24 protein-coding genes are annotated in these 22,328 nt (G+C 38.4%); 19 read left to right on the top strand and 5 right to left on the bottom strand.

Translation table 11 applies throughout. The annotated features are described in order from the left end of the window. Window positions 1-9 precede the first annotated feature (9 nt). From L1271_RS18710 to L1271_RS18770, 13 genes are all read left to right on the top strand, one after another. Window positions 10-426, top strand: coding sequence for a F0F1 ATP synthase subunit epsilon (locus tag L1271_RS18710; protein ID WP_010604138.1), 417 nt, complete (start codon window positions 10-12; stop codon window positions 424-426). A 700-nt stretch (window positions 427-1,126) separates the two neighbouring features. Then, on the top strand, window positions 1,127-3,214 hold the full coding sequence (locus tag L1271_RS18715; RefSeq protein ID WP_235368512.1) for a winged helix-turn-helix domain-containing protein: 2,088 nt from the start codon (window positions 1,127-1,129) through the stop codon (window positions 3,212-3,214). 217 nt (window positions 3,215-3,431) lie between these two features. Beyond that, entirely contained in the window at window positions 3,432-3,608 is a 177-nt protein-coding gene (locus L1271_RS18720) for a hypothetical protein (RefSeq protein ID WP_157782774.1), read from the top strand. Between the two features lie 18 nt (window positions 3,609-3,626). After that, window positions 3,627-4,139, top strand: a complete 513-nt coding sequence (locus L1271_RS18725) for a hypothetical protein (RefSeq protein WP_157782773.1) — start codon at window positions 3,627-3,629, stop codon at window positions 4,137-4,139. A gap of 166 nt (window positions 4,140-4,305) precedes the next feature. Beyond that, window positions 4,306-4,650, top strand: coding sequence for a hypothetical protein (locus L1271_RS18730; protein ID WP_010604135.1), 345 nt, complete (start codon window positions 4,306-4,308; stop codon window positions 4,648-4,650). Beyond that, the gene (locus L1271_RS18735; RefSeq protein ID WP_235368513.1) at window positions 4,650-5,894 is read left to right on the top strand and encodes an HlyD family secretion protein; all 1,245 of its coding nucleotides are present in this window, start codon (window positions 4,650-4,652) and stop codon (window positions 5,892-5,894) included. Before L1271_RS18730 ends, L1271_RS18735 begins: the two co-directional genes overlap by 1 nt. Then, the gene (locus L1271_RS18740) at window positions 5,894-8,122 is read left to right on the top strand and encodes a peptidase domain-containing ABC transporter (RefSeq protein WP_010604133.1); all 2,229 of its coding nucleotides are present in this window, start codon (window positions 5,894-5,896) and stop codon (window positions 8,120-8,122) included. Before L1271_RS18735 ends, L1271_RS18740 begins: the two co-directional genes overlap by 1 nt. Window positions 8,123-8,209: 87 nt before the next feature. Further along, window positions 8,210-8,347, top strand: a complete 138-nt coding sequence (locus L1271_RS18745; RefSeq protein WP_157782772.1) for a hypothetical protein — start codon at window positions 8,210-8,212, stop codon at window positions 8,345-8,347. A 610-nt stretch (window positions 8,348-8,957) separates the two neighbouring features. Further along, complete coding sequence (locus tag L1271_RS18750; protein ID WP_081489935.1) at window positions 8,958-9,113, top strand: class IIb bacteriocin, lactobin A/cerein 7B family; 156 nt, start codon at window positions 8,958-8,960, stop codon at window positions 9,111-9,113. An 11-nt stretch (window positions 9,114-9,124) separates the two neighbouring features. Beyond that, window positions 9,125-9,283 carry a Blp family class II bacteriocin gene (locus L1271_RS18755; RefSeq protein ID WP_081489934.1) on the top strand — a complete coding sequence of 53 codons (159 nt, stop codon included), beginning with the start codon at window positions 9,125-9,127 and terminating at the stop codon, window positions 9,281-9,283. 51 nt (window positions 9,284-9,334) lie between these two features. Continuing rightward, window positions 9,335-9,478, top strand: coding sequence for a class IIb bacteriocin, lactobin A/cerein 7B family (locus tag L1271_RS18760; RefSeq protein WP_235368514.1), 144 nt, complete (start codon window positions 9,335-9,337; stop codon window positions 9,476-9,478). Window positions 9,479-9,507: 29 nt separating this feature from the next. Then, on the top strand, window positions 9,508-9,666 hold the full coding sequence (locus L1271_RS18765; RefSeq protein WP_157782771.1) for a hypothetical protein: 159 nt from the start codon (window positions 9,508-9,510) through the stop codon (window positions 9,664-9,666). Window positions 9,667-9,722: 56 nt separating this feature from the next. Next, window positions 9,723-10,067, top strand: coding sequence for a hypothetical protein (locus L1271_RS18770; RefSeq protein ID WP_235368515.1), 345 nt, complete (start codon window positions 9,723-9,725; stop codon window positions 10,065-10,067). 1,698 nt (window positions 10,068-11,765) lie between these two features. Here the strand turns inward: L1271_RS18770 and L1271_RS18775 are convergent. From L1271_RS18775 to L1271_RS18795, 5 genes are all read right to left on the bottom strand, one after another. After that, window positions 11,766-12,146, bottom strand: coding sequence for a hypothetical protein (locus L1271_RS18775; RefSeq protein ID WP_235368516.1), 381 nt, complete (start codon window positions 12,144-12,146; stop codon window positions 11,766-11,768). Then, entirely contained in the window at window positions 12,115-12,408 is a 294-nt protein-coding gene (locus L1271_RS18780; RefSeq protein WP_174170136.1) for a hypothetical protein, read from the bottom strand. The genes L1271_RS18775 and L1271_RS18780 overlap by 32 nt, the downstream gene beginning before the upstream one ends. 95 nt (window positions 12,409-12,503) lie before the next feature. Beyond that, window positions 12,504-12,830, bottom strand: a complete 327-nt coding sequence (locus tag L1271_RS18785; protein WP_235368517.1) for a hypothetical protein — start codon at window positions 12,828-12,830, stop codon at window positions 12,504-12,506. Between the two features lie 46 nt (window positions 12,831-12,876). Beyond that, window positions 12,877-13,116, bottom strand: coding sequence for a hypothetical protein (locus L1271_RS18790; RefSeq protein ID WP_010607034.1), 240 nt, complete (start codon window positions 13,114-13,116; stop codon window positions 12,877-12,879). A gap of 12 nt (window positions 13,117-13,128) precedes the next feature. Next, a complete protein-coding gene (locus L1271_RS18795; RefSeq protein ID WP_010607033.1) occupies window positions 13,129-13,344 on the bottom strand; it encodes a hypothetical protein in 216 nt (71 codons plus the stop codon). 1,081 nt (window positions 13,345-14,425) lie between these two features. Here L1271_RS18795 and L1271_RS18800 point away from each other — a divergent pair. The 6 genes from L1271_RS18800 to L1271_RS18825 all read left to right on the top strand — a co-directional run bounded on the left by L1271_RS18800 (window position 14,426) and on the right by L1271_RS18825 (window position 22,319). Then, on the top strand, window positions 14,426-15,781 hold the full coding sequence (locus L1271_RS18800; RefSeq protein ID WP_235368518.1) for a radical SAM/SPASM domain-containing protein: 1,356 nt from the start codon (window positions 14,426-14,428) through the stop codon (window positions 15,779-15,781). A 127-nt stretch (window positions 15,782-15,908) separates the two neighbouring features. Continuing rightward, complete coding sequence (locus L1271_RS18805) at window positions 15,909-16,127, top strand: hypothetical protein (protein ID WP_010607031.1); 219 nt, start codon at window positions 15,909-15,911, stop codon at window positions 16,125-16,127. Window positions 16,128-16,419: 292 nt separating this feature from the next. Beyond that, entirely contained in the window at window positions 16,420-19,356 is a 2,937-nt protein-coding gene (locus L1271_RS18810; protein ID WP_102057810.1) for a S8 family peptidase, read from the top strand. Window positions 19,357-19,456: 100 nt separating this feature from the next. Next, window positions 19,457-20,020, top strand: coding sequence for a hypothetical protein (locus L1271_RS18815; protein ID WP_235368519.1), 564 nt, complete (start codon window positions 19,457-19,459; stop codon window positions 20,018-20,020). 619 nt (window positions 20,021-20,639) lie between these two features. After that, the gene (locus L1271_RS18820; protein ID WP_010607028.1) at window positions 20,640-20,822 is read left to right on the top strand and encodes a hypothetical protein; all 183 of its coding nucleotides are present in this window, start codon (window positions 20,640-20,642) and stop codon (window positions 20,820-20,822) included. An 81-nt stretch (window positions 20,823-20,903) separates the two neighbouring features. Beyond that, window positions 20,904-22,319, top strand: coding sequence for a radical SAM/SPASM domain-containing protein (locus L1271_RS18825; RefSeq protein ID WP_100215558.1), 1,416 nt, complete (start codon window positions 20,904-20,906; stop codon window positions 22,317-22,319). Window positions 22,320-22,328 lie beyond the last annotated feature (9 nt).

Genomic DNA, 22,328 nt, shown 5'->3' on the forward strand with positions numbered 1-22,328 from the left:
GAGGTTGTTATGGCAATGACAGTACACCTTGATGTAGTAAGTGCAGAGCAGAGCTTGTTCTCTGGCGCTGTGACTACTATCCAAGTGACAGGTAGTGAAGGCGAGCTTGGTATTCATCCAGGCCACGCGCCACTACTGACTGGCCTAAAACCTGGTATGGTACGTTTGGTTAAAGCGGATAGCTCAGAAGAAGTTATCTACGTTGCAGGCGGTACGCTTGAAGTTCAACCACAAACAGTAACTGTTCTAGCGGACGTTGCTATTCGTGCGGAAGAGCTTGACGAGCAAGCTGCTGAAGAAGCTAAACGTGAAGCGCAAGCGCAAATGGCTTCTGGTACTAGCGGTGAGTTGGATTACCAACAAGCTGCAGTACAACTAGAAGAAGCCCTTGCTCAACTACGCGTTATTCGCCAGCTGCGCAAATAAGCAACCACCTATCTGGTTATTGGAAACCCACGCATCGCGTGGGTTTTTTTATGCGTACAGGTAAAGAGCTAAGGGCTTGCTATCTAGCTATTAGAGCCATTGCATTAAATTTTAGGGCGGATATACCATGCAATTTAAATCAATTAAATGGCTTAATTTTGCCTTGCGGTACGTAGATACTGAGGTAGTAGTCGGGTGTGAGAGCGGATCTGCTAAGTTATTTCTTCACACTATTTCTAGCTGACAATGTGTAAAGCTTTATAGACATTCCCATACTAGGAAGATTTGTTATGCATGCATCGATGCAAATAGGTATCGAGAGTTGTTCAAGCATTGAACAGCATCACTTGCTTCTTTTTATATAGAATGGGCTGTAACTTTCTGTTTTTATATTCTATTTTTTATTGGTACTCTGAACTTTGAAATATCCAGGAAAAATAACATTTTTTACATGATAAAAAAGAAATAATGGTTCGATATTGTCTTTTGTATTTGTAATGGGTATAAGTGAGCGTATTCCCTTGAACTTATTGTTTTTAACGTTAAGTTTTAGGTTAAATGTGGTTGGTAAAGTTATATTTTATGCTACTTTAATTGTTCGTATTTATTGAAAAATAACTTTGTTATCTTAGAATAGGTATTGTCTTCTCGATAATGGAAACTCGCAGGCTTCATGGATGAGGTAAAGCACGGAAAAGTGATGAAAGAAGTAAATTTCACTAGAACAGTCCAATTTGTTAAGTTTGCTCAATGGACTTTAGATCCCAAAAAGCAAACAATCACTGATGGTGACGAAAGTAGAGAATTAGAGCCACTGCTTTATAAGATTCTTTGCTATTTGTTACTTAACATCGATCAAATTATAACTAGACAAGACTTAATTGATGACGTTTGGTGTCAGCATTATGTTGATGATAACGCAATAAATAGAGCGATCTCTGAACTCAGAAAACTGCTAAAGTCAGAAAAGTTCAAAGGCGTTATTATTAAGACTCACTACCGTAAAGGTTATAGCTTAGCGGTAGATAGAGAAATTGTTCTTTTTGAAGATGGCGGCCAATCTAGTAATCCAGAAGTAACCCCACCACCCACTAAAAAATCTAAAAAAAATTACTCCACAATACTTATTGGCTTAATGCTTCTTGTTGTAGCAATCACGCTATCAATGCTTTATTTCCTCCCTGCTAAAAAAAATGAGAATCAAGCGCTCAGCGCTTTTAAAGAGCATTCATTTGATAGTTTTGAGGAGCGAGCTATCACTTGGCAAGAGGCATATTACAGTTATTTAATATTGCACCCTGACAGCAATTATTATGCTTATTTGTCGGAATCTGACACGAGTAAATCTATTGTTGTTCGTTCGATGAAACACGATGATGCAAAGAAATTTACTTTTCCTGACAGCAGTGTAGAGCCTTTAGGTTTTTCTACTTCTCTTTCGCACCTATTCTACAGAGAGAAAACTGCAGATGGTGCTTGTGCCATATGGCGTATTGATTATTTGAAGGAAACTGATGCGCAAAAAGTAATGGGATGTGATAAGCAAATTCGCAACCTATTAGAAGTTGATAATCGTTATCTACTCTATGACAAGCTAGGCTTTCGTGAAAAGAGCCATACTGCTGCACTTTATATTTTCGATAGAAAAAGAGAGCTTGAGTTTAGAATATCTTCTCCAAACGCAAGTTCATTTGGCGATCAATTACTGCATTATGACTCCAGTAACGGACGAGTGTATTTCAAACGGATGCAAAGTGAGTTTACAGAAGTTTTTTATACCGATGTTGAAGGCAGTAACCTAGTCCAGGTAGCAACCATTACAGGAGTCGTAAACAACTTTACGATTGTTGATAACCAGCTATATTGGTTTGATTTACTGTCCCAAAGTGTCAAAGCATTTGACATCGATCTGGGAGTTGAAGTTGAGAACATCAAAAATAACTCATCAGTCGAGTATAGGAATATTTGGCGTGTAGCAAAAGATAAATATTTGGCGCAACAAAAAGACTTTGAAGTGGTAACTACACTGTATTCAAAAGATCTTGTCAAGCAGCTGGATATTGCAGGGGCCAGAGATGCCGCAGCATTGGAAAATATGGATCAATTTGTTGTTATTTCCAATGTTGATCATATTAATGAGCATTTACTTAGTTTTTTAGACAAGCAAGGCCGTGTTATTCGCCAAGTACAGTTAGATGAGTTTGCTTATCGGGTTAAGGTGAATAAAAGTAATTCATTGATTTATATAAGATTAGATAAAGATATCAAGGTGTTTGACCTCACTGGTAAGTTAGTCAATGAATTCTCATTTGATGAGAAAGTGGTTGAGATTGAAGCGTCTAATGATTCTCAGATAGCTGTAGTGGTACAAAAGGGCAAGATAAATAGAGCGCTTCTTATAGACAGTATGACTGGAAAGCAACGCCTACTGCCGATAAGAGATGTTCTTTGGTTTACCTGCTTTACAGAGTCAAAGTGTATTACGCAGAATTTTTTCAGAGAGGTACGGCTATACGATCTCGAAGAGGGAGCATTTACTGGGCAAAGCACCTACGTTGAACCATTTTTCCCCAACTTTACATTATTTGGAGCAGAGTTAATTTACTTTGACGGTAAAAAGCTAATGGAGTTTGACCCCGAAGCTTTATCGCAAAATGAACTAAAGTCCTACGATCCTAGTGAACAAGGAAATCTGTTAAATATGAGGCTAATCGATAATGATGGCAGTTATCTAACTTTTGCTATCACACGTAAGCAAAATGCAATCACGGTCTTTGAGAACAAATAAAAAAGCCCGAGAGCATGGCGGTGCCTCGGGCTGGTACATATGCGAGAAATGCAGATGTAATAAGGAAAACTTAGTCTAGGGGATCTAATTTATCCAGTCAAATTTATTGAGATACTTATCCTAATATTCAAATTAGCTTTCCTAAGGTTTTGCTAATAGCAAGTTTTTGATTTATCGCTATGCTAGACCTTGCTCTACAATAAAACGGAATAAAAAAATGAAACTTTCAATTAAAAAAAAGCAACTAAAGCAACTAACTAAATCACAAGCATCTAGCGTTAATGGTGCTGGTACTAATGAAATAGTAAAGGAGCTATTGACCTACAGCGTGATGTGTAATCAGGACAGCATGGCCTGTGGTATGGACGATAAAACCACAAAGCATTTTATGTAAGCTAAAAGGGTCGCTCGATTGATGCGTGCTGTTTGGCTTTTAACCAATGTTATACTTATTAAAGAGTTAACTTTTATCCCTCAGCCAGTGGAATACATTTTGGCCGGAGGGGGAGTGAAGTCAATACGCAATCAAATTGAACAAGGACCCGTTCATAAGGAAGAGGTACTATTTGAGTACCTCTCGACTGATAGCCATTTTAAGCCTTTCTTTTCACACTCCAGCGGAATCATACAGTACGCGCTTAAAGATACGCCTCAACTCACTACTGGCAAGAGAATACTCAAGATCACACCCAATGCAAGTTACGGGTACATGATATTTGAACAGTCCAATACGTACCCTGACATCTCTGTAGATTATTTTATTTGTACAGATGATGAAAGTACTGGTTTTGCGGTTCAGTTTTATCACACTCGATCGAATATATTTTTTTGGAAATCAAGTGAAGATGAAATAAACATGCACTCAAGCTTAAGTGGAAAACCAGTTTATTTAGCGCTTGCACCATGTAATACGTCTGCCGACTAGCCTTCAAAACAACCCTAATATTATCAAATAATATCCATATCCTTTCATAATGCTTTGAGTCAACTTGTTGTTAGCTATGGTTATTTTTGTTTTTTTTGCTTGTTTGAAATGTAAGTGAACTATAGGCATTATCAAACCACTTTATTAGTTTGAATAGGCACTAAAAATGACGTTAGAAGAATACTTTAATAATTACTACGAACTAATATGTAATGGTGAGTTAGATAACTTAGCGCAATTTTATTGTAGTAACTCTCCACTTATTGAAGCAAATTATCAGCAGTTTTCTGGTATGAGACAGCAATTTAAGTTCAAACTTTCATTACAAGGTGTAGAGCTTATCTCAAAGCAACCTGACCTATTAATTGTGCGAGATAGCTTAAGGTTTGAAGCGACAATTGAAGGTAATGAAGTTGTTCAGGTATCAAGCAACGTTCACATGATGACGCGTGATAACGACGAATGGAGAATTTTTAACTCTGCAGCGTTGCCTGACAATAAGGTGGCATAATGTCTGACTTATTCAGAAAAGAAGCGTTATTACATCAAGGGCATAAACTAGATGGTGAAGTTACCCTCGCTACTCATATGTCATTCAACTGGATATTAGGTGTAATTGTACTTATCGTAGTTATAGGTTGCGCTTATTTATTCCTAGGAGAGTACCACAGAAAAGAAGTGGTTTCTGGTTACCTGAGACCAACTCAGGGGGTTAGTAAAATTTATCCGCTCGGCACAGGGGTAGTTGATAGAGTCCTGGTAGAAGAAGGTCAGTCTGTTAAGAAAGGTGAAGTGCTCGCAACGATTCGTATGGAGCGGGTACTGACTTCTGGTGCAGACATGAATGCCGCGATTGTCACTGAGTTGGAAAAGCAAAAGCAGCTATTGCAAGAAAATCTTGCGAATCAAATAAAGTTGAGAGATATGAATCAGGATAAACTTGAGTCTCAGATCGCAAGTTTATCAATTCAGCTAGAAAAGGCTAAAAACCAGTTACGACTACTATCCGAGCGAGTAGCGCTTAGCGATGAGCGAGTCAAAAATACAGAAGCACTTATCACAAAGGGGTTTGCTTCAGGTAATGACTTAAAGACTCAAAAAGACAACTTATTAGCTATTACTCAGCAGCAAGAAGAGCTGTTGTCGCGGCTATCCAGTCAAAGAGAACAGATGAGTCAACTTCAATATGAGCTAGCGCAGTTACCTATAGATCATCGAGAAACACAAGTAAGCCTTCAGTCACAACTCGCAAGTATCAACCAACAAATCAGACAAGCACAAGGCCAGCAGAGCTACAATATACTGAGCCAAATGGATGGCAAAGTTAGCAATCTACTTGTTAAACCGGGGATGGTTGCAAATGGACAAACTCCCATAATGACTGTCTTGCCGCATAATGCGGAGTTGGAGGCTATTTTGTTTGTGCCAACGAGAGCTTATGGCTTTGTAAAACCCGAGCAGCTTACTCGGATCCGTTACCAAGCATTTCCATATCAGCGCTTTGGCATATATGAAGGGCATATTAATACAGTTTCTAAATCAATTTTATTACCTAATGAAGCAAATGCCCCTGTATCTTTGCGAGAACCGGTATATCAAGTAGTTGTAAGTCTTAAATCTCAGTCTGCTAATGCCTATGGCGCGACAGTTCCGCTCCAAGCTGGAATGTTACTAGAAGCCGACATTATGGTTGATAGTCGCTCATTATTTGAGTGGTTATTTGAACCAATTTACAGCATCAAAGGAGCGTTGTAATGGAAAATCCTATGCATTTATTGAGATTTAGTGGCAATAAGCGTCTACCTGTGATCTTGCAAACTGAAGCCGCTGAATGTGGTTTAGCTAGCTTAGCTATGGTAGCGGCATACCATGGTCATAAAACCGATCTTACTTCGCTTAGACGTGAACACGAAATATCGCTCAAAGGAGCAAATTTAGAAGAGTTGATGCAGATTGCTGATAAGTTAAAGTTTAGCACAAGAGCACTACGGCTAGACTTAGAGCATCTACCTAAGCTCAAGACCCCCTGCATTTTACATTGGGATATGAACCACTTTGTGGTATTAAAAAAAGTTTCAAGTCGCGGAGTCGAAATACATGACCCTGGAGTTGGTTTACGAAAATATACATTAAGCGAGTTTTCTAAGCATTTTACTGGTGTTGCTTTAGAGCTAAATCCAACAGAGGAGTTTCGCTCTGAGGATACGAGAGTAAACTTGAAGTTATCTGACTTTTGGAGCAAGGTGACTGGGATGAAATCAACACTTGGTAAAGTGTTTATTTTATCGGTATTACTCCAGGCGTTCGCGATTGCAAGTCCTTACTATATGCAGTTAGTTGTCGACGAAGTTGTGCTCAGCTACGACAAGAACTTACTCGCGATATTGGCGATAGGCTTTGGCCTTCTTATGCTAATTGAAATGATAACTGGTGCCGTTCGGAGTGTTTTGCTATTACACTTTGGAAACTTGATGAGTATACAGCTTGGCTCCAACCTGTTTTATCATTTAATACGCTTACCTTTAAAGTACTTTGAAAAGCGCCATATTGGTGATGTGGTTTCGCGTTTTGGCTCATTACAACAAGTGAAAGACCTACTAACTCAGGGAGTAATTGAAGTTATCATCGATGGTATTATGGCAATTGCCACACTAGTGATGATTTTTATTTACAGCCCCAAATTGAGCTTCGTAGTGCTAGTTGCCATTGTGTTATATGCCATTTTCAGAATTGCAATGTACCGACCATTGAGGCAAATGTCGGAAGAAGTCATTGTGAATTCTGCAAAAGAGCAATCTAACTTCATGGAAACCATTCGCGGAATACAAACGATAAAGCTATTTGGTCGTGAAGTACAAAGACAAAGTGTTTGGCATAATAAATATGCGGATAGTCTGAACGCAGGTATACGCGTTGGACATTTAAATATCGGGTATGAAGCAGTAAATAAAGTTATTTTTGGCGTTGAAAACGTACTGGTTATCTATTTTGCTGCTTTATTAGTGATGGATGGTGACCTAACGGTAGGGATGTTATTTGCCTTTATGGCATATAAAAGACAGTTCGTAGAAAAAATGGCAGGTCTTGTTGAGAAAGCCATTGAATTTAAAATGCTGAACCTGCACTTCAATCGCTTAGGTGATATTACACTCACAGATAAAGAACAAGATATTGAGCGAAAAATATCAGGCTCTCCATTAACGGGAAAGATTGAGCTACAAAATATTGCCTATAAATATAATCAAAAAGACGCACCTATTTTTAAATCACTTAATTTGCAAATTGAAGCTGGTGAATCTGTTGCAATAATAGGCCCTTCTGGTTGTGGTAAAACAACGCTCGCAAAAATTATGCTTGGACTTTTTGAGCCTGATGATGGAAAGGTATTGGTTGATAATCAAGATATTCGTCAATTAGGTTTAGGTAGCTATCGCTCTCAAATAGCCGGAGTTATGCAAGATGATCAGCTACTATCTGGATCAATAGCCGATAACATCTCATTTTTTGATCCGCAGTTAGATATGAAGCAAGTAGAGTGGGCTGCTCAGGTTGCAGCTATAGATAAAGATATTGCTAATATGACTATGGGTTATAACACGCTGGTTGGTGACATGGGAGCTGCACTATCTGGTGGTCAAATTCAGCGCCTACTATTAGCTCGTGCGTTATATCGCAAACCTAAAATTTTATTTATGGATGAGGCTACGAGTAATCTTGATACCAAGCTTGAATATGCAGTTAATACTGCAGTTAAGTCTTTAGATATAACTCGTATCATTATCGCTCACCGCCCTGAAACCATAGCCAGTGCTGATCGTGTGATCGAGCTTCGATACGGTGAAGCTGTTGAGGTGGATAAGGATATTTATGAGGCTAGGAAAATGCCTATGGGTGAATCAACACAAGCACCTGTGTGTAAGTTAAATATTGAAAATGAGCCTTATACAGATACTTCTGCTGGTGGAGAATTTGTTCTGAGCTAGTAAACGATTTCGAGTAATCACTCTCACTCGGGAGCTTGAGGTAATAAGGAAAATAAAATGAACAAAACTAATCAAAAGGTACGAGAAATGATTGAATTAACATATCAATTAGAAAAAATTTATGGCGGCAGTACTTCCCTGCCTACAACAGCGCCAAGGTATCAAGGGCCGTTTTATCCTTCAGACCCATGCTTAGGGCCTATCGATATCACGACTTATTTTTAGAATGAAACTAAAAACCCCTTTTATGGGGTTTTATTTACTATTGATGAACTTTTGGAGTTTGAAATGTTGATAGTGGTATCAGCGATTATGTATGTTTTAGTTGTGTCATATTTTAATTGGGAGTTTTCTTTTTTTAGTGATGATTTTAATTTCTGGTTGTTGTTTTTAGATGTTTCTCTTTATTCGTTTTGTTATGCTGTTTCTTTTTTTGCTTTGAAGTTTTTGTTTAATGAAAAACATTTGGGTTGACTGTTTTATAAGTTGTTAATTTTTTAATGGTTGTGATTTTATTTTGCTATTAGATTTCCAATGTCTTTGTTGTCTTTTGATTTTTTCTTAATATTTACAATAGTAAAATTACGGTTCTTATGCTTTTTTGTGTTCTTTAATGGTTTTATTTGTTAAGTAGAGATGTTAAAGGTTATGTATTTATTATATTTCTACTTCTTGTTGTTTTATAAGGTTTTATTTTTTTCTATATATTTGACAGTTGTTTTGTTTTGAATTAAATTTTGTTTCAGGGTGAGTTTTTAATTTTCCCTTATATAGAAATGCTACCTAGTATTTATGGTGGTGAGGTAATTTAATTTTTAATAAATGCGAGAAAAAAATGAAAGAAATTAATAAATGTGAAATTCAGGAAGTTAATGGAGGGGTTGTACCTCTGTTTTTTGCCGTTGCTGTTTATGGTGAGGTTGCAGCTTTTTCTGCTATTGTTTCAGGAATTGCTACCTATAATGCTGTTAGAAGTGGATTCAAAAAATAAGGAATAATAAAATGAATACATTGTCAATGGAACAAGTTAAACATGTTAATGGTGGATTTGCATTCTTATTTATTCCAGTCGCTTTGACTTGGGGTAATGTAGCAACGGCTGCAGCTGTTGGTGCTGCCGGTGGTGCAATTACTGGTGGATTATTAGCTATTTATTCTTAAAATATGTTGAATATGGTTTTTAGCTAAATTTAAATTTTTATGGATGTTAAAATGAAAGAAATAAAAAAATATCAAATTAAAGAAGTAAATGGTGGCGCTGTACCTTTGTTCTTTGCCATTGCTGTTTATGGTGAAGTTGCAGCTTTTTCTGCTATTATATCTGGTATTGCAACTTATAATGCAATTAAAAATTAAAAATTAAAAATTAAAAAAGGAGTAATTGAATGAATACATTATCAATGGGTCAAGTACAGCAAGTTAATGGTGGATTTGCATTTCTATTTATCCCCGTTGCATTAACTTGGGGGAATGTGGCGACGGCAGCTGCAATTGGTACCGCAGGTGGTGCAATTACTGGTGGATTATTAGCTATTTATTCATAAAATAGAATGGGGAAGAACTTCTTCCCCTTTATTTTTATCTTTTTGAGAGAGAAAAAATGAGTATTAAAGTATCAATTTTTGTAATCAATAGTATTTTTTTTGTTTTCTTTGTTGCAATGATACAAAGTGTCATGGTTGGTGTTCATCAACCTAAATTTGGTGATTTAGTATTCTTTTTGCCTGGTGTATTATTAAGTTTGGTTTGTTTTCATGGCTTAATTTATAGAAAAAAGAGTGGTGATTATTCATTTCTTTCCTTGGTTTTATATAGTGTTTTTGTTTTCTTGAGTAAAAGGGTTGGTGAAGTAGGTAGCCTTCAAGCTGTTGATTATTATATAGCCTTATCTGGTTTAGTTATTTTTTATTTTGTTTTTAAAGGGTTGAAGGATGAGGGGAGTTGAATTGTTTTATACTATCCAGTTTTAAATGGTTTAAAACTAATCGTTGTACTCGGTAGATACTGATGCAGTTAGCTTACCCCAAGATAGGTTATAAATTAGCCTAGTCTTAGTTAAGTTTTTTATGTTAGTTGTAGAGGGGTTGTTGAAGAGGTGAGATGGGGTCCTTCGAAAAATCATTTCGTTTGGCTAGAGCAAGGGTCAAATGTCTAATAAAATTCAAGAGTTAAATGGTAGTGTTTTTTGTGTAAGTTCGGATGTAATTATTATATAAATAATTGGCTTTTTAGTAAGTAATGTTGATTGTTTTTATTTGCAACCATTTTATAAGTTTTTACTTTGATTGTGGTTTTGTAATTTAGTTTTTGTCGGGTGTTATTTAACGCTAAAGTTTGTTGTGAATTAAACAGTGTAACTTCCCAAGTCATATCTTTTATTTTAATGGTTGTGTTAAATGTAAATATCGGTTTTCATATTTTAAATTATGAAAAAACCTAAGTGGTCGTTCCTGAATGTTGACGATTTAATGCTTAGGTTTGCCGAACCAAATAAATCCAGAATTAGTATTATCTTTATCCAAAATTTTGTTATTGCATAGCGCTTCGCGCAGCTAATAACTGATAAAAAAAGGCATAAAAAAGTCGCTATTGGGCTAAAATTTTACGGCAGTTTTGGCCTACGCCTGCAGCACTGTGTTAAGCCTATCACCGAGCTTTCCTTTTGAGCGGTTAAGAGCCAGGTTACCACCCGTGTTTTGCGTGTTCGATGATTGGCTCTATCGCATTGCGCCGCTTGAGCTTCTTCTTAATGCTCGGAGTCATTCGGTGTTTTCGTCAGACAGTATGTGAATTTGTTTTATTCAGGTATTCGAGGCCCGTGAGCAGGCGGACAGGCTTCGCGCCAGCGCCTTTATCGCCATAGCGCTGTTTAAATCCGCTCTCTAAGCACTGCTAATCAATGAGCTTTGCTAGTTTCACCAGCTCATGATGCGATGAAACGATATCAAGAAGCTTGAATTAAAACGGGTGTTTTTGTGGTGTGTGCCTAGTTGATTCTGGTGTCATTTTTACACTCAAATTGCGATGTTTTGGTTGCGTGATTCAAAAAATCTGTAATTTGAGAGTAGTAAGAACATTTAGATCTTCAAGTAATTCAATTGGTTTAAGGATGAACATAATAAAACTTTCATGATCTCGTCTTGGTATAATCTCGCAGTGAGGTCGTATGGGTACATTATCAGTCCAACAAGTTTGAAAATTATAAATGGAAAGTGCGTAGTTGGAATTGATCATTATAAAATTAGAGATTCACCCTTCTTCGTCATTTATTTTTGATATAGCTACTTTTAGGATATAGATAGAAACAACCATGCAAAAAATAAAAAATGCAGGAAACTTATCCATCATAGGTAAATAAAATAATGAGACCATGATGTAAATTATCCATTCTGCGATCTTAAAATTCACAATGCGGTTCATAAATATTGAATTTATAATGAGAAAACTTGATATGAAGCTAAGTAATGCTAGGATGCTGGCAGCATCTAATTTAAGATGAAATAAAAAAGGGATTAATATAAGTAATAATATAGATAATGAAAACTTATATGGCTTTTCTAGGATGTTATTCATTCTATTCTCTCTACTACGTTATCTAGAAAAATGAGGCCAAATTCAGCCTCATCAAATGCACTAACCACATTTAGCGCATTGTACACATTGTCTTTCCAACAACCTCGAAGCACTTTACCATCGATCGCAATGTGTGGCTTTTGAGCTTCTTCATGCGTTTAAATTGCTTGGCATGGGCATAGCGCGCTACTTTTTGTGCGGTCTTAGGGCCAACTCGTTCATGACTTTGTCTAAGCCGAATACCGGCTTGCTTAGCGAAACCAACCAGTTTATCACGGCATTTTTCTAGTAGTTTATTGTCGGTTGGATGGGTGATATTTTTCTCCATGATGGTGCTGTCTAAGACTACTTCCCGTAAGCTTGAAGGCTTAATAATATTACTTTTAAGGCCCGCATCTACCGTGAGTGACAGCATTAATTCAACCCCATTTTCGCCAATATGGGTGGTCACACCACATGGCTACCGTATTTTCGTCAGACAATTTGTGAATTTGTTTCAGGTATTCGAGGCCCGCAAGCAGACGAATAGGCTTGGCGCCAGCGCCTTTATCGCCATAATGCTGTTTGAACTCGACCTCTAGACGCTGCCAGTCAATGAGTTTTGCTAGCTTCACTAGCTCATGACGGGGTGAAACAATATCAATAAGCTCGATTTGAAACAGGTGCTTTTGTGGTGTTTGCGCGGTTGGTTTTGGTTTTATTTTTACACTCAAATTGCAATGTTTTGGTTGTGTGATTCAAAAAAGCTGCAATTAGAGGGTAGTAAGATCGTTTAGATCTTCAAGTAATTCAATGAATTAAATTGGTTTCAGTGGCGACTATTTAAAAAAATAGCAATTTCTTTAGCCATTTTTTCAATGTTCTTTTTAGACTCCAACATATACAACACCCTTGAAGAACCGTTGATAAAAAGTTTTCCATCAACTAACTCAATAGAGTTAATTTTAACAGCAGGCAAAAAAGGACAGAAACAACAAAAGGCTTCATTTTTTTCGAAATAAAATAAACGTCTAAATGTTAGAGCAACATAAAACAACGAAGCTAACAAAAAAACATAAAAATCACCCCAAAATAAAAAAATAGGTACATAAAAGATAAAAAAAACAAGTGCTGAATTATAAAAGCTTCTTTTCATTTTCACCCTTGATTTGGGGTGATAAAACCACCCCAATTGAATAAAGTTACTGCATTAATGCGTAACTAACAGTGCCGCTTATAAAGCCAATACCGCCACCCATAAGCCCCAGTACAGCACCAGCAGGTGCACCGCCAATTCCTGTAGACGCAGTACCGAGTGTAAATCCGACTGTAGCACCAAACCCAGCTCCGCCAATAGCACCTTTAATACCAGCTTCCCAAAGACCTGATACAGAAACGGCACCATCAACTAGTATAACTTCATTTTTTTTCAATTCTCTCATGTTCTTAACTCCTTATTTAGCCAAAGCATAGTAAAGTGCGCCACCCGCAGCACCTACGCCAATGATGCCAGCAGTAACCCAACCAATAGGGTTGCTTGCCAGACCAACATAAATAGCAGCAGCACCTGCACCAGTCAGTCCACCATCAAGGCCACCAGCAATTAAATGATCGGATGTCCAAGCGGCACCATTTACTTCTTGAACTTGATTTAAATTCAGTTCTTTCATCTTTATTTCTCACGTCAAAGTTAGTTATTAATTTATCATCACTTCCGCCAAAGAAGATGACTTGTTCTAGAGGGAGTTCAGCTCGCCTCCGAAAATTATAAAAACAATAAAAAAATAAAAAATCAAATTTTAAGAAATTAAATTAAAGTAATAAATTCATTGGTTTAGAGGAAAAAATATCAAAAAGTAATATTCTATAAGCATCTAGTAAGATGTTGTTTAGCAATCTGTGTCGTTTCATTAGAATAAACAAAAAAGAGGAATGGCGCATAAGCAAAGAGTTTTATTTAGACACTGGACAAGATTAAGAACCTGTCTTCATGTAAGGTTTTGATTTTGAGGATGTTCTTGAGGTAGGCAGACTATTTATGCAAGTTGATACATTGTTAGAACGCTTCTCTAGCATTGATTACTTGAGGTGAGAGCATATTTTTTTAACAAAACTAACTCTAGAAGAGTTTCTCTCTGAATTCGTCGTCAAGCCTAGCACCTAATGTTGCTGACTTTCTATGTACCAATGGTGGAGAATTTCTTCTTGTTGCATTTGCGCATCTTCAGGGACGGGGATAGATAAAAGTGTGTATCAATTCTTGTTGTTTGCCCATCAATTGCAACTAAGTCAGCAAGCTCTGGCCATTTCTGTTTGGTTTCTTTAGTAATTTATCAGCGCTTAATGCATAAGTAATATGCACTTCTTCACGGTTGTGCCCATTATTTTGTTGCTTGCTGACAAATCGCTTTTTACTCAATGCATTGTTGAAAGATGATGTGATCCCACCGTGGGATTACCTGTAAGCAGTTTGCTTTTTAACCGCTTCATCAGAGGTCGTATACCATCATCTGAATTCGAGTGCTTAATCTCTCAAGCGTTAACCTGCTTCATTATTACTTAATGAAAACAGAGCTAAAAATCCCGCTAATTTTTATCAAACTCTTATTTTTTGAGAAGCTATTTTTATCTTTTTGTTTTTAAACAATAAATTTATTTATTGTAATTTGCCTTACAAATTTTTGACTGACATGATTGGACCTAAGTTTGAGACGCTATGACATTTGGCGTGTTTGAAATGGGGCATAAGGCATGACAAATACATTAGAAAACGCTGGTGTGAAGGTTCGAGAGTATGATCGGAGCACCTATGCTGTGTGGGAAATTACCTTAAAGTGTAACTTAGCCTGTAGTCATTGTGGTTCTCGTGCGGGTGATAAACGAGCTGATGAGCTGTCGACTACGGAAGCGTTTGATTTAATCAAACAGATGGCTGATCTAGGCGTAAAGGAAGTGACCTTAATAGGTGGCGAAGCTTATCTACGTCCTGATTGGTTGATGATTGCGTCAGAAATAAAAAATAAAGGTATGAGAGTCACCATGACGACTGGAGGTTACGGCATTTCCAGAGGAACCGCAAAGCGCATGGCTCAAGCGGGCATTGAAGCAGTCTCAGTTTCTATTGATGGTCTTGAAGATGAGCATAATAGTATTCGTGGCAAGTCTGATTCGTGGAGCCAATGCTTCACCACATTATCTCAATTTAAAGATTTGGGAGTACATACTGGAGTAAATACTACAGTAACAAGAAAAAGCGCAAAGGACCTTCCTTTATTGTACGAAAAATTAATTGATGTCGGCGTCAAAAACTGGCGAATCCAATTGGCCGTGCCAATGGGGAATGCGGCTGATAATAATGAGATGTTGATGCAGCCTTATGAATTACTCGATCTGTATCCATTATTGGGGTTGCTGTCAGTTCGTGGCAGAAAAGACGATCTCATAATTCAACCTGGTAATAATGTTGGTTATTTTGGTCCTTATGAACGTTTGCTTAGAGGGACTTTTATGCAAGAGAGTAAGTATTCGTTTTATACCGGTTGCGTTGCGGGACAAGGAGCTATCGGCATTGAAGCTGATGGCAAGATCAAGGGATGTCCATCATTGCCGAGCGAAGAATATACAGGGGGTAACATCAGGGAACGTACATTGAAGGATATTTATGAAAATGCACCAGAACTGAATTTTAATAGTCAAGAAATGGACGATGTGTCGATTGCACATTTGTGGGGTAATTGTAAGGGATGTAAATACGCGAAACTGTGCCGAGCTGGTTGCAATTGGACTGCTCATGTATTTTTTGGAAAGCGAGGAAATAATCCTTATTGCCATCATCGAGCATTAACTTTAGCCGCCAGCGGTTTACGTGAGCGCTTTCAGCAGCGCGTTGCGGCTTCAGGTATCCCGTTTGATCACGGTGTATTTGAAATCTATGAAGAATCAATCTCTGCGACATCTAATGACAACGTAAATCGCTTCACTATTCAGGGTATAAATTTTCCTCCTTCTTGGTTGGCGACAGACTCTAATCTGAGAGAGCGATTAAATAGCGAGAAATTAAATGCAATTCATCAATACAGAGCGTTAGGTTTAGCTAAAGCTGTGTGAGTGAATAAAAGTCTGTGGCGGCAGACTTCTAGGTGTAAATGATAGAGGCACCAAAACTTAGCGGTTTATCGCAAAGTATACTCTCGAGAGTACAAGCTCTATCAATAAATGTAATAAGGAAAATAAAATGAGAAATAAAAACTACGATATGCAAGAGCTGAATAATGCAGCCGAGTTACTTGAGTTAGTCGAAGGTGGCACACTGCATGATAATGGCTTAACACCTGTTCCTTGGGATTTTCCTCGTGTTATTCCAGACCCTATTGACCCAGTAAAGCCTCCGTTTCAAATGTCTTACGGTATCTGGATCCCACCATATGATTTAGCTAAGTACTCTTTGAAATAAGCAATGCTTAAGGGGCGGAAGAGATTTCTTTTGCCTCTTTGTTACCTCATACCCCAACTGTTTACTAGGGTCACAAATTTTCATCAGCAATAGCATTAGGCTTTCTTAACTAGTTGATAGTGCTCTGGACAAATCGTGCACTCTAGTCTTTTGATTTAATCACAGCGACTACTTAACAAGCGACTGTTCAATAAGCGTCTCTCAATTATTAGCTGAATACTTCATATGGTGGAATAGGAAATAGAATAAACCCTTCAATACTTTGAAAAAGATAATAAAAAAGGAATAGAAGATGAAATTTAGTAAACTTGCACAAAGTTTATTATTGGCACTTTTGCCCGTAGGGCACATATATGCATCTGGAGCCGATGAGAATACAACACCTATTGTTGTGAGCTACACTCAGGGAAATTTACCCTCAGCATTTGTTGCGCGGTCAACGCTGTTATCTTCAGATGGTATCCGTACTTATGCTTCTCTCACCGTTACCCAGAATGAACTTGACTCTCTACTTGTAGAATCACTTAATCAAGGTGGTTTACTGCGGATTGAGGGAAATCATAGGTATCATTTCCCTCAATTACTTTCTCATAATGCGGGTGATAAATCGCAAAATCAGCTTAACTGGCAACAGTTAACAAAGCTTTCTAAACTGGAGGTTCAGACCGTTGGTACAACGAAAGTGTGTCTGATCGATTCAGGTGTTCAACTTAATCATTCCCAATTGAGCTCACAGTTATTTTCAGGGCTGAGTAGTGAGTATGCAGGCTTCTGGTATCAAGATGCGATTGGACACGGAACTCACCTCGCTGGACTACTTACCGATCCTGTTTTTGCGAACGGTGAAATATCCGTTGAAGTACGAAAATTACTACGATCGGCTAATGGTGAGAATTCTATTATCCGCGATTCAGACCTAATTAGTGCCATAGAGCAATGTGCAAATTCAGGTGCTCAAGTGATTAATATGTCGCTTAGTAGTCCATACTTTTCATCTGCTACTCGAGATGTGATCGATAGACTTGCCTATGACAGAGACATTATTTTTGTTGCTGCTGCGGGAAATCACGGGATACCTCAATCAGATAAAGGTGACTACCTAGCGTTTCCAGCGGCTTATCGAAATGTGATTGCCGTTGGCGCGATCGATGAAAATACGGATCTTGCATATTTTTCCGCTGAGAATGCCAGTATTGATCTAGTTGCGCCCGGTGTGAATATTCGTTCGACAATGACGAATCGTAATCGAGTGACTGCGGTGAGCAATAAGGTAGGAAATAAACTGCACTTTGTTCAGATTGATAATGGTACTCAGGACTTTCCAAATGAATTGAGCTTAGTGGAAAATTGCTTGGTAGCGCTGCCTAAAACGCTATTGGATGAGCATGATACACAATATGCTCTATCCCCTGAAAGCAAGCAGTGGTTAAAAGATGCTACAGACACATGCGCTGATGCTAACGGTAGTGGGATAGTATTTACTTATGATGTTGGTATTGCAGATACTACCATTAGCAAGATCGATTTTAGTACAAGCTTCCCGACTCTACTTATTCCAAACTTGACGTTAACACACGGAAGTTCAGAGACATTCGATTTACAGGTTGATGTAAATCAGTCTGAGTATGCTGTTTTATCCGGCACATCACAAGCAGCAGCCATTGTAAGTGCTGGTATAGCCAAGCTCAAATCAGCTAACCCTAATGTGGATAGAGAAACGCTAATTCAAGCGTTATTTGGCAGTGCCGAAGACCTGGGACAACAGGGCAGAGATGGTAAATTTGGTTTTGGATTAGTCGACTTTTATAAAGCAAACCAAGTATTAAATGGCGAGATTGAGTTACCGGAGCAAGGTGTAAATCACTGTCCTGCTTCTTGGTATAGTAATCGCGCGTATACACAAGGGGAGCGTGTTGCTTTTGGCCGCTTTGTTTATGAAGCGAGCTATTGGTCAAAAAATCAAAACCCTTTATTCTCCGATGGTGATTATGAAGCGTGGAGCTATATCGGTGAGTGCGATAAAACTCAACCTAGTTATACCGCAGACTTCGATAGTGACTATGCCAGTTCTGGTTACCAGTTATCAGAAATAGAACGAATCACAGTGGTTTATTCATGTGAAAGCTACACACTAGCTTGTGGTGGAGGTAATTCTGGTGGCGGATTTGGTGGCTTCATTAGCTGGGGTTATGGTGGTGGTTCAGGTTTTTCTGACGGCGGAGGCGGAGGAGGCGGCTCATCATCAAGTAATCAAAATAGTCAAAAAGAGAAAGAAGCTAAACAATTTAAAGAAGATGCAGGCGATATTACTAACGTTGTCGCGCAATTCCAGTTGAAGCTAAAGCAAATATTAAATGGCCTAGACCCAAATAGTTCAGCCTATAAACAAGTCAATGGAATGCTTCAAAACTTAGGTAAACTCGCCGATAGGCTCAACAGTGGCGTACAAGGCTTTAGTCACGCATGGAATGGTGAGGGTCAAGAAGCGTTAGCTGAGGCACTTGCATTTGTGGTTGCGGTTAAAACTGGTAAAACGATCGATGCTGTTGGTCGAATGTTAGGTAAAAACCCTGTAGTTGCTGTTGGCAAGGCTGCAGTCTCTGTTGGGTTCAGCTACGCGGCTGGTAATAGTGTTGAAACAGCTGTTGAAAATTTTGTTTACGATACGTATGTCAAGGATGCGATGACTGCTGCTAGCTATTATCAAAAAGTCGTGAATAAAGGAAATGAAATACTCAATGACATGCGCTGCGGTTATCAGCGGGTAACTAGGCCCGATATGTTATGTCGAGAGCATCTGAGAAGCATCGATCTGCTTGATAACACGTACATTGTTATGCTTGATCTAGATAACAATGGTGTTCGCTGGCAGTCCGCGCAAGCAGACAGAGAGATTTCCTTAGGTCAAAGTGACGGAATGTTATTCATAGACTTTAACGGAAGCGGCGAGCTCGACAGTGTTAATGAAGTGCATTTTGGTCATGCAGATACTCAGTTGGATACTTTACTGCTATTAGATAGCAATCGCGACTTGAAGATAGACGCATTAGATAGCAATTTTGACCGTCTAATGGTTTGGCAAGATCTTAACGCGGATGGTCGAGTCAATTCGGATGAATCTATCTCTGCCGCTAGTTTAGGGTTGGTAATCCATTTAGAAACTCCAAGCTTACAATTTACAGCGACAACTCATAGCGGTCCGGTAGGACTAATTAAGAGTAAGCAGTAATCGGCAAGCAGCCATGGAATGCTAGTTATTTTGTGGCTGCATATTTTCCATAGTTTGCAGTAATATCAACTTAAAAATAGCAGTAAAGGGAACATCAATCGTGGACGATCACATACAAACCTCTCCCCGAGGGGAGTCTACACTGGTAGATGAAGTAAACACTACGCAATTTTACTTTTCAATTAAAGTATCTCGTCTATTATTTGCATTAGCCGTTTTTTTCGGCATATCAGCTTGGATGTCGGAGGGGATATACTCACCGCAGAGCGCAGCGTCGGCGTTTAAGTCTGAACTTCTCAGTAACCCTAAAATACTTTTTTGGTTTAGCTTATACTGTGTCACTTTTATGGTCTCGGCTGGATTTTACTTGTTGGTTACGATTCAAAATAAGTTGGTTTTAGATGTCAAGAATTGCACGATTGTGATTTCTTATCTGTTTTTGCGAGACAAAACGATCGATTTTGAAAGCCTTGATAGCTTATTGGTGTTTCAAGATAAACATGAGTCATCTTTATTTGGCTTACATTGCCAGGACAAAGACCAACGCAGGGATAAATATCTAAGTAAGGGTATATGTTGGAGACTAGCAGAATCGCAATTGGCAGCATTTCTTCAAGTGATTAAAAAACACCGATTAGATCTCGGAGTTTCGCCTTGGGATTGAAGTGTACCAAACATAGTAAGCATCACTCTTACGAGATTATTCATAAACTTTTCCAAACTCCTTTCGCATCACACGACTGTTGATCTTAGTAGGTCATACTTTTGAATGGCCATCATCATTTTATCTCTCTAGGCCGTACGCTCATGTTATAGACACTGAATGATTAATGGGGGCTCATCAACTGTCTCTCATCTGTCAAAGTGTTTAGTTTGATTTTTACATTAGCTGAATATCAATATCAAACCAATAATATACTCTTATTTGGCCATAATGTTGGTGCTTAAGATTATGATAATTATAGTTAAGTTGTTTTTTTCCTTTGTTTGATTTAAAACTTTTTTAGCAACAATATTGAGCCATACCGAATTGAAGAGATGTGTTATTTACCTTTCACACTTTGCAACTTTAAGTCGGTCTGGCAGGTGGCTGTACTCAACTCTACTTCTCCACTTTGTCTGAAAATCGATTACCAAAAAAAGCGAGATAGTATCAATCTCAGCGCCACAAAAGGACAGTGGTTCTGTGTTGGTTGGAAGATCTAGCGATGCCTTCCATTTGAAGCTTCAAACTTGGTAATCAAACTACATGTTATTTTTTAAAAAAAAATTAGGATAATAAAATGAAAGACTTACATCAAAATATGCAAGATGTTACCGAAGCAAAAGAACTACTTGTAAAAGTAGAAGGTGGTCTATCACCTATCAAATTCCCTGGTGATGACAAATTACCACCTTGTGACTGGTGGGTTTGCCCTCAGCCGTTATACGGCGTAATCATCGATCCTCCATTTGAAAAGTTCTAAGAACGTTTCGAATAGATCGTGATTGTGTTGGTGGCGCGTTATGCGCCACCAATAAGACTTGAGCTACTAGGGGTTAAAAATATGTCAGTCAATATGGATAGTGCAGGAATAAAAATAAAAAAAGAAGCACGCCAAACTTATGCAGTATGGGAAATTACGTTGAAATGTAATTTAGCGTGTAGTCATTGTGGCTCGCGAGCAGGAGACAGCAGAGTAAATGAACTCTCCACAACAGAAGCATTAGATTTGGTCCATCAAATGGCTGACCTAGGCATTAAGGAAGTTTCACTGATTGGTGGTGAAGCCTTTATGCGCCCAGACTGGTTGATGATAGCTGCTGAAATTACCCGCTTGGGTATGAAAGCATCAATGACAACTGGCGGCTTTGGTATTTCTGAAGGAACAGCTAAACGTATGAAGCAGGCTGGTATTTCAACAGTTTCTGTTTCTATTGATGGATTAGAAAAAGAACATGATTTGCTCCGAGGAAAAGTTGGAGCTTGGAAGCAATGTTTCCTGACAATTGAACGATTGACCAACGTAGGAATTAATGTTGGTTGTAATACTCAGATAAATCGTTATTCGGCAAAGCAACTGCCTTTGCTTTACCAGAAACTTGTAGATGTGGGGGCTAGAGCATGGCAATTGCAGCTAACAGTACCTATGGGTAATGCTGCAGATAATGATGAAATGCTATTACAGCCGAATGAGTTACTTGACGTTTTCCCTCTAATTAACTTTCTATCTGTTAGAGGTAGGCGTGATGGCTTAGCTGTGCAAGCAGGCAATAACATTGGTTATTTTGGACCTTATGAACGTCAGCTTCGAGATAATAAATCCACTCATTCTGAATGGGCTTTTTATAGAGGTTGTGGAGCCGGCCAGAATACACTCGGTATAGAAGCTGATGGGAGCATTAAGGGCTGTCCTTCATTACCAACAAATGCATACACTGGCGGTAACATTAGAGAGCGTTCACTACGCGATATCTATGAAAATACTGATGAGCTTAGATTCAACGATATTAATAAACCTGAAGATGCGACCAAACACCTTTGGGGAGAGTGTGCAACCTGCGAATTTGCAAAGGTTTGTCGTGGCGGTTGTAACTGGACCTCTCATGTATTCTTTGGCAAGCGTGGAAATAACCCATATTGCCACCACCGAGCTGTAAAGATGGCAGTAAGAGGTAAACAAGAAAGGTTTTTCATTCGAGAAAAAGCGTCTGGAGACCCATTTGATCATGGGGTATTTGATTTAGTTGTTGAAGATTTCAAACCTTTAGATCCACAGGATACTTCTGTATTCAGCTTAGCACAGGCGCAATTTCCTGAAAATTGGCTTGAAGCGGACCCCAATTTGGTCAGGCGTTTGTTTACTGAAAGGGGCCTTGTTATGAAGCAATACGTTGACTCAGGTATTGTACCTAAAGAGGAATCTCCTTGGTTCGATAAAACCCAACGAGAAGCACTGATGTCTAGCGCTGTGCCAGCCTAAGTAATTATA

Origin of the sequence: Pseudoalteromonas sp. OF5H-5, from assembly GCF_021530695.1 — a bacterium.
Lineage (GTDB): Bacteria > Pseudomonadota > Gammaproteobacteria > Enterobacterales > Alteromonadaceae > Pseudoalteromonas.